Source organism: Leptolyngbya sp. FACHB-711, assembly GCF_014695615.1.
In the GTDB taxonomy this organism is placed as follows: Bacteria; Cyanobacteriota; Cyanobacteriia; order Elainellales; family Elainellaceae; genus Leptolyngbya_A.
Genome location: NZ_JACJOR010000108.1, coordinates 1 through 6,718, shown reverse-complemented (window position 1 = coordinate 6,718; position 6,718 = coordinate 1). Strand labels below are relative to the sequence as shown.

Genomic DNA, 6,718 nt, shown 5'->3' with positions numbered 1-6,718 from the left:
ACAGCTACATCGGTGAGCAATAGAGATTGCTTGAGCCGTGTACAGTGAAAGTTGTATGCACGGTTCTGAGGGGAGGGAGAAGGACATATCTAAAACCTTCTCTTTTACCCGACGGCATTATTGACCATCGCACTTGCCCATCATGCGACAGCTAAAACACGGAACCATTGAGTTGATCCTTGGCAACATCGTGGACCAGGATACCGACGCAATCGTCAATGCTGCCAACACCAAACTAACTGGCGGCGGGGGGGTGGATGGTGCCATTCATCGCGCAGCAGGACCACAACTCAAAGAATTCTGTCTCCAGCTACCTGCAGATGAACAGGGGCGACGCTGCCAAACAGGTCACGTCCAGACTACGCCTGCCGGTAATCTCAAAGCAAAATATGTCATTCATGCTGTCGGTCCCTTCTACAACGAACGGTACTCAGATAAAGCTCACACCCAACTCCGGCAAGTTCATACGCTTGCCCTTCAAGCAGCGATCGCCCATCACTGTACCTCGATTGCCTTTCCTGCCATCTCAACGGGAGCCTATCGCTTTCCTGTCGCAGCGGCAGCGAAAACTGCCATTGATTGCGTTTGCACGTTTCTCAGCACAACTCCAGGTCTGTCATTCGTGCGGTTTGTCTTATATAAGCAGCCTCAATATGATATTTTTTCTTCGACACTAGAAGAATGGCGAATGGATGATTTAGACCCGTAACTGAGACCGCAACAGCCCCATAACCCTGCGTTGGAACGGCGGAGCAATGGCGATCGGTTATGATGCAGAAGTTAATTGCCGCCGCTCACTTCAGCCGTTGTGCCGCTGGATGATCGGTGAAGACAGTCCTTAAAAGCTACTTGTGGGTCTCTAATGTTAGGTTAATTCCAGTTCTCACAACGTAAGGTTGTTGGTCTTTGATGCAAGCTAATTTTACGATTCGTGCTGCTAAGCTTGAAGACCGACCAGTTCTCGTCACGTTAATGGAGTTGCTCCAGGATGCTGAGCGTGAGTTACATCTGAGCAGAGCACTGGGTTCAGAGATTAGCGATGCCCATCTCACGTATCTTGAAGAACTTGTTAAGCAGCAGAATGGTCAAATTTATGTTGCAGAGTCCCAAGAAGGCATCCTTGGCTTTGTTGTTTGTTTCGTTGAGAAACTTGATGAAAGCGATCTACATGTTGTTGAATCAGAGCGAGAATACGGTTACATTTCTGATTTGTATGTTGTTTCGACGATGCGAAAGCGTGGAGTTGCTGCTGCTCTGATGCAAGCAGCTGAACGGCATTTTCTGAATTTAGATTTGGAAGTTGTTAGAGTGGGTTTGTTATGCAGCAATGAACTCGCAGCCAAGTTCTACCAGAGAGCTGGATATCAACCGTATGAGATTTTGTACGAAAAGCGACTCAATGAGTAATCGCAGCACAACAACGCTGTTGCAGCGGACTAAAAGGGTCAATTAGTGTTGCAGTAGGTTGATCAGTTGCCGCTGAACAGCAACATTAGGCGTACTTTCTCTGTTTGATAAAAATTTTCCCACACAGGCAAAAATGAGCTATGGGATCAGATGCCAGGATATATATCTTCGATCACAACAAATACACTACTGAAGTAATTCCTGCTCTTAAAAGCTTCCTTCTAACCGGATATCTTAATCCTTGGTTAAGTGAGCTGAAACATAAAATCGACAAGGTCTGGTATGTCCCTGAATATCTTTGTTCAAGTAGCCTAGATATAGATAAATACTGCGATTACCTTGAAGCTGATTTTTCTGCACGCAATCAATATAGTCTTTTCTCAGGCATTGATTGGGAGCTCAGATCTTGTAAGTCACCAAGCTGCCTACTGCGAGACTTTTGTATATTTCACACATCTTCAAGAAGAGATAACGTTGAGTATTTCAATTGCTTAATTTGTGGTGCAATACTCGAAAAGACGCTAGGTAGGAGTCAGTTCGTAGGACGTTCTCAACGTGCTTCTTGGTATCAAGAAGACTTACACTTCAACAACCTCCGTTTAATAGAGCTTCTTTCTGCTCTTGCTTATAGAGGCAATGTAATCGGCTATTTATGGAAGAATTCTGATGGGATTTATGGCTGGTTAAGTCCATCTGAAACTTGCCAGCTATATCAGGAGCTAAGTAAAATTGATTTACCACTTTTGGATCGTAGTTTTGATGCAATGGAAGAAGCATTGCGAGAATTCAGATCAGAGAGAAACCCTGAACCCTCTCGACTTAATTTTTGCAAATTGAGTCTTTCCTTCGTCAGAACAGTTGCTCAAATTGCCTATGAGCAAGATTGTGGAATTTTATGGGGTAATGATTTACCTCACTACTTTATAGATGAAAATGCCTAACAAGTCCGCTGCACACCGACCGAGTAGGGCGATCGGTTATGGTGCAGAGAGTATCTGCAGCGGGTGAGCGGATTCGTTACGCAGAGTCGATCGCCCCACTGTCATTGCTCCTAAAAGCGAGCGATCGTAGTTTAAAGGTCTATGATCATTGAAGTCCGTTGCTCTCCCCCCTCCCATGACTTCCCTGATCGATCGACTCAAAGGCATCAATCTCTATCTCATCGGCATGATGGGCGCAGGCAAAACCACGATCGGACAGCAGCTTGCCGCCGCCTTGGGCTATCAGTTTTTTGATACCGATTCCGTTGTGGAGCAGGCAACCGGACAATCAGTTTCAGACCTGTTTGCGACTCAGGGAGAACCCGCTTTCCGGCAGCTCGAAACCCAGGTTTTGGCAGAACTTTCCACCTATCGTCGCCTAGTGATTGCTACGGGTGGCGGCATTGTGCTGGAGCGATCGAACTGGAGCTATTTGCAGCACGGCGTGATTATTTGGCTCGATGTCCCGGTTGCGACCCTGTTCGATCGCCTCAAATCAGACACAACTCGCCCCCTGCTCCAAACCGCAGATCTCCTCGCCCGGCTACAAACTATCCTGGAAGCCCGCCAACCTCTCTACCAGCAAGCCGATTTACAGATTTCTATCACGTCCGAAGAATCCCCTCAAGCCATTGCAAACCGCATTCTGATGGACATTCCCTCCGTGCTCAAGCCCGACCAGTCGATCGCCGATCTCAATTAACCAAATTAATCATTCACAGGAAAACACAAAGATTTCTAACCTCCCTCATCCCATCCCCCCATCTCCCTACCTCCCCAGCTCCCCTAAACTTATCGATCGCATAACAGAACACCATCCTGCCGACCCCTGCCTGATACACTGCATTAATGCAATTCCTTGAACTCGTTTTTGCTCCATGACGCTCGACCAAGAATACATTCAAAGAGAAGAAGCTACCCGCGTTCGGGTTCTGAGTGAAGCACTGCCCTACATCCAGCAGTTTACCGGGCGCACGATCGTTGTGAAGTATGGCGGCGCAGCGATGAAAGACGGAAGCCTCAAAGAGACGGTGATCCGCGACATTGTCTTTCTATCCTGTGTCGGCTTGCGTCCGGTTGTTGTACACGGGGGCGGACCCGAAATTAACTCCTGGCTGGATAAGCTTGGGATTGAGCCTCAATTTAAGAATGGGCTGCGCGTTACTGATGCTGCCACAATGGATGTGGTTGAAATGGTGCTGGTCGGGCGGGTCAACAAAGAACTGGTCGCGCTGATTCAGCAAGCAGGTGGTGTGGCAGTCGGGCTATGTGGCAAAGACGGCAACCTGATTCGGGCGCGTCCGCAGGGCGATACGGGCATTGGATTTGTGGGAGAAGTGAATTCGATCGATGTAAAGCTGATCAACTCGCTGGTGCAAAATGGCTATATTCCGATCATTTCCAGCGTGGCAGCCGACGAGAAGGGGCAGGCATACAACATCAATGCGGATACGGTTGCAGGCGAGCTTGCTGCGGCACTGGGAGCTGAAAAGCTGATTTTGATGACGGACACCTCCGGCATTCTCCGAGACTACAAAGATGCCAGTACGCTCATTTCAAAAGTCGATATTCAGGAAGCGCGTCACCTGATTGAAGCGGGTATTGTATCCGGCGGCATGATTCCCAAAGTGAACTGCTGCGTTCGATCGCTGGCACAAGGCGTGAAAGCTGCCCACATTATTGACGGTCGTTTGCCTCATGCGCTGCTGCTAGAAATCTTTACGGATGAAGGAACCGGGACAATGATTGTTGCCTCTGATTTTTGCTATTAGCCCTAGACCAGAAACTATCCCGCGCCGAATGCTGCATCCGAATGACTGCATCTGAAGGACTGCATCTGAATTATCGGGATCAGCGTCAGCCCAGTCTAAAGGGAATATGGGATAATGAGTGAGGTCTATTTCTAGAATTGGCTTGTGAATAACGTCCGCACCGTTTCCGATACTAAAAGAGCGTTTTACACGCTGCATACGCGCCCGATTAACTCAATCTATCGGCGGGTTGTTGATGAGCTGATGGTAGAAATGCACCTGCTGTCGGCGAATACTGATTTCAGCTACGATCCCATTTATGCCCTTGGTGTCGTGACATCGTTCGATCGCTTTATGCAGGGCTATCGTCCTGAAGGGGACAAAGACTCGATTTTTAATGCCCTTTGTCAATCGTTGCAGGATGACCCACAGCGATATCGCCATGATGCGGCTCAGCTTCAGTCAGAAGCGGCTTCGCTGTCGTTTAACGATTTTCTGAACCAGGCAAAAAATGTATCCTCTACGGAAGCGGGCGGCATTATCGGTCATTTGAAAGCCGTTGCAGCCAATCCCAAGTTCAAATACAACCGTCCTTTTGCGATCGGTTTATACACGCTGCTGGAAACCATGAACCCGGAACTGGTCAAGGACGAAAAGCAGCGAAATGAACTGCTGCAAACCCTTGCTGAAGCGATGCATTTTTCCACTGATAAGGTGCAAAAAGACCTGGAACTCTATCGCAGCAATCTGGAGAAAATGGCGCAGGCGCAAATCGTCCTTGCCGACGTCCTCAAAGCCGATCGCAAAAAGAAAGAAGAGCGGGCAAAGGCAAAGGATGCGGTGACAGCCCCCACCGATTCTCAGGAAACGGCCTGATCTGCTTCGTCTTGCTTTGCCTCGTCTTCTAGAGCTTGAATTGCCAGCAGCAGCACTTCTTCCTGAGCTTCAAAGTCTTCTTCGCCGATGTCGCCCATATCAAAGGCAAGCTGAAGCGCGAGTAGTCGCTTGCTCAAATTTTCTTTCTGGTCGAGTTCTGGGCTGGCTTGCTCTAGAATCTTTTCGCCGATCCAGCCGATTCCGGCAATCGGGGCAGTGATCGGAGTCAGCAGTAAGTCAAAAAACATCAGGGAATCCTCCAGGCGCAACTAGCGTAACTGAGCAAAGTTAAACGGAGCGGTAAAGCTGTTGTAGCGGATGCGAAGCCGATTCTCAAACGCTTGATCGAGAACTTCGACCTGTTCGCAAAACTCTGCTTCCTGCTCCCACGGAATCAAATAAGCCGCGTTGTAAATCATGCCTTCCATAAGGGAGTCGTTTTCAACCGTCTCGAGCGCCCGCCCGTTTAGCCTCTGCCGAAACGTTTCAACGATCGCCTGCTTGCGGTCATTCATCGCCCGCTCGATCGCCTGCCCGATTCGCACCACCTCATCCATGCTGAGCGATTTGCCTTCGAGTTGGTCACGCTGGTCACGGAGGATGGCGTTTTCCTGCATGAGTGCTTCCAGTTCGCGAGCGGCATCCCAGACCACCTTGACGCTCACTTCTCGTCGTCCCTCTAGTTTGTGCAAAAGCTGCTTCAATACTTCACCCTTCGGCACAAGCAACTGCTGCTGGACGCGCTCCCAGTCCTGAATAATTAACCCAAACTGAAGCGGCAAAAGGGTCTGATAGCCCTGCTCCATTGCCTGCTCCAGGACTCGCTCATGTCCGAGCAGATTGCGGCGGCTCGCCAGGTAGCGTTCCTGCTGCGCTTCGGAATAAAGAAAGACAAATTCATCGACCACTTGAGCCTGAACGGGCTGCTTGTCTAAGCCTTCCAGACCCAGATCCTTTGGACCGGGGGAGGGAAAGATTCCGTATAAGTAAAGACCGTGTGACATGGGATTTCCATTTAACTAGGATGACGATTGGTGAAGCTCAGCCATTTAGGAGAGCAGCGACGGAGCGAGGAATGTGAATTCAATCAGCGGCAATTTCTGTGGATGGGCATCTCCTCTACTTCCGGTTAGGGCACCGACTCCACTACGGATTGAATCTGTGACTTAGCATTCCCTGTTTTCGTTAACCGCTCACGCGATGCAAAACCACTTTCTCTACGGAGTAATTGGTCGGGAAGTGAGGACAAGCCGCAGTTTGGCATGAATCAGATTAAGTTGTGCCAGTCCCAAATCCAGATCGCCCTCCAGCACAACTCCGGTATGCAGCAGACGATCGAGGAGTTCCAGAACGGTTGGCTTCGCAGAAGTTTTGCCAGGATAGTAGCCGTTAGCAGGCAGCAGCGTTCCAATTTCTCCTAGATCAACGTTGAGATCTGCCGGGTCGATTTCAAAAATTTCGCAGAGCTGCACGACCTGGGCTTCAAGTTTTTGCAAGCTGTCTGCTGCCCGTTCTAAATCCTGATCGCTGAGGGCTTCGGCTTCCATCCGACGGATGACCTGCGCTTCCATGAGTTGACGGATCAGCTCGATCAGGGTTAGCAGCAGCGGAGCCAATCCTGCATTTGCCGGTTTACTAGGATGAGTAGTCTGACTTTCAGTGCGCTGAACAGCAGCGAGAGAGCAGTCTGTAGGGGAGGGGGGC

9 protein-coding genes are annotated in these 6,718 nt (G+C 49.5%); 6 read left to right on the top strand and 3 right to left on the bottom strand.

The window, feature by feature from the left end:
• Positions 1 to 142 precede the first annotated feature (142 nt).
• From H6F80_RS03390 to psb29, 6 genes are all read left to right on the top strand, one after another.
• The gene (locus tag H6F80_RS03390) at positions 143 to 709 is read left to right on the top strand and encodes a macro domain-containing protein (RefSeq protein WP_190790205.1); all 567 of its coding nucleotides are present in this window, start codon (positions 143 to 145) and stop codon (positions 707 to 709) included.
• 200 nt (positions 710 to 909) lie between these two features.
• The gene (locus H6F80_RS03385) at positions 910 to 1,407 is read left to right on the top strand and encodes a GNAT family N-acetyltransferase (protein ID WP_190790206.1); all 498 of its coding nucleotides are present in this window, start codon (positions 910 to 912) and stop codon (positions 1,405 to 1,407) included.
• A 140-nt stretch (positions 1,408 to 1,547) separates the two neighbouring features.
• A complete protein-coding gene (locus tag H6F80_RS03380) occupies positions 1,548 to 2,348 on the top strand; it encodes a hypothetical protein (RefSeq protein WP_190790204.1) in 801 nt (266 codons plus the stop codon).
• A gap of 175 nt (positions 2,349 to 2,523) precedes the next feature.
• The gene (locus tag H6F80_RS03375; RefSeq protein ID WP_190790203.1) at positions 2,524 to 3,090 is read left to right on the top strand and encodes a shikimate kinase; all 567 of its coding nucleotides are present in this window, start codon (positions 2,524 to 2,526) and stop codon (positions 3,088 to 3,090) included.
• A 175-nt stretch (positions 3,091 to 3,265) separates the two neighbouring features.
• Complete coding sequence (argB, locus tag H6F80_RS03370) at positions 3,266 to 4,159, top strand: acetylglutamate kinase (protein ID WP_190790202.1); 894 nt, start codon at positions 3,266 to 3,268, stop codon at positions 4,157 to 4,159.
• Between the two features lie 144 nt (positions 4,160 to 4,303).
• Positions 4,304 to 5,014, top strand: a complete 711-nt coding sequence (gene psb29 / locus H6F80_RS03365) for a photosystem II biogenesis protein Psp29 (RefSeq protein WP_190790201.1) — start codon at positions 4,304 to 4,306, stop codon at positions 5,012 to 5,014.
• Here psb29 and H6F80_RS03360 read toward each other — a convergent pair.
• The 3 genes from H6F80_RS03360 to H6F80_RS03350 form a co-directional block, all read right to left on the bottom strand.
• Positions 4,999 to 5,262, bottom strand: a complete 264-nt coding sequence (locus H6F80_RS03360; RefSeq protein WP_190790200.1) for a gas vesicle protein GvpG — start codon at positions 5,260 to 5,262, stop codon at positions 4,999 to 5,001. The two genes, psb29 and H6F80_RS03360, sit on opposite strands and share 16 nt — an antisense overlap.
• A gap of 21 nt (positions 5,263 to 5,283) precedes the next feature.
• Positions 5,284 to 6,018, bottom strand: coding sequence for a gas vesicle protein GvpF (gene gvpF, locus H6F80_RS03355; protein WP_190790199.1), 735 nt, complete (start codon positions 6,016 to 6,018; stop codon positions 5,284 to 5,286).
• 213 nt (positions 6,019 to 6,231) lie between these two features.
• On the bottom strand, positions 6,232 to 6,630 hold the full coding sequence (locus H6F80_RS03350) for a gas vesicle protein K (RefSeq protein WP_242067138.1): 399 nt from the start codon (positions 6,628 to 6,630) through the stop codon (positions 6,232 to 6,234).
• Positions 6,631 to 6,718: the final 88 nt, after the last annotated feature.